The sequence below is a fragment of the Kitasatospora nipponensis genome (assembly GCF_039528135.1).
GTDB lineage: Bacteria > Actinomycetota > Actinomycetes > Streptomycetales > Streptomycetaceae > Kitasatospora > Kitasatospora nipponensis.
The window spans coordinates 1-948 of the sequence record NZ_BAAALF010000547.1 but is presented as its reverse complement, the minus strand read 5'-3'; the positions used below and the strand labels follow the sequence as shown (position 1 = coordinate 948).

Annotated in this window: 2 protein-coding genes; both read right to left on the bottom strand. The window is 64.9% G+C overall.

The window, feature by feature from the left end:
* Positions 1-52 precede the first annotated feature (52 nt).
* Complete coding sequence (locus tag ABD323_RS41800; RefSeq protein ID WP_344447306.1) at positions 53-370, bottom strand: hypothetical protein; 318 nt, start codon at positions 368-370, stop codon at positions 53-55.
* Positions 367-948 (bottom strand): Shedu anti-phage system protein SduA domain-containing protein (locus tag ABD323_RS41795; protein ID WP_344447305.1); only part of this gene is annotated, 582 nt, incomplete at its 5' end. The genes ABD323_RS41795 and ABD323_RS41800, both read right to left, overlap by 4 nt.

The following is a 948-nucleotide window of genomic DNA, read 5'->3' as shown; positions in this document are numbered from 1 at the left end:
ACCAGCGGCCCGGGCCTTCCTCGTTACCGGACTGTCCCCGCTGGCATCATGACTACCGCTGGCGCAGGTGGCGAGAGGCCGCCAAGCAGGAAGACAGCCAGGTTGCCTCTGGTTGGTTGATGACCAGGCCGCTGACAGTGATCATCCCGTCCATGACCTCGCCGACCCGGATCGAGTGGTCGCCGACGCGGAACAGCTGCCAATCGGCATCGCTGTGCCAGAGGCGCGCCGTCTTCTCCCCTCGACGCTGGGCGAAGACGAGTTCCTCGCCGTACTCGTTCAGGAAGTAGCCCACGTAGTCCTTCGCGGTGATCGAGCCACCGCACAGGCGAGCCAGAACCCGCTCGATCGAGGGCTGGGCGTCAGTCATGAGTCGGGCTCCTCAGTCGCTTCCGAGTCCTGTTGCTCGGATGACAATGCAAGCATCCGACTGGCCGAATCGAGCAGGGTCTCGTAGGTGATCACTTCTATCCGGGTGGCGTGCGTGTTGTAGGTGCGCAAGGTCTCCGCAACTTCCGTCGGCGCGATACCCCCTCCCACATAGCGCGAGTGGCCGATCACAATGGTGGCGGAGGCCCTGCGGCTGTCGACTCCGTAGTCAGCCAGGATGGTCCGCCGGTTCTCGTCCAGTGTCCGCAGGTAGTTCTGCGCCTGGGAGACCGCTTGGTGGGGTGGCGCACCCAGCATCAGATGGCCGCTACGGCGAATGACCAAGCCCTCGATGTTGGCGCGCTTGAGCTCGACGACATGTAGGGAACCATCGGCACGCAGGAGCGGAATGTCCAGGATGGTATCCGGGGTGTACTGGCGGCGCGCCAGCTCACCCACATAGGCCCCGCCGAAGATCCATGCCTGATTCTTCAGGCAGACGTGAAGCGCGCTCTCGGAACTGGCCGGATCGTCCACCGCAGCCCGCAGGGCCGCGAGGCCGGCCTGCCTGGCCTTCAG

What these genes read in the sequence shown, in the direction of transcription:
- ABD323_RS41800 (WP_344447306.1), bottom strand. Translation starts at nt 370, where the DNA reads ATGACTGACGCCCAGCCCTCGATCGAGCGGGTTCTGGCTCGCCTGTGC.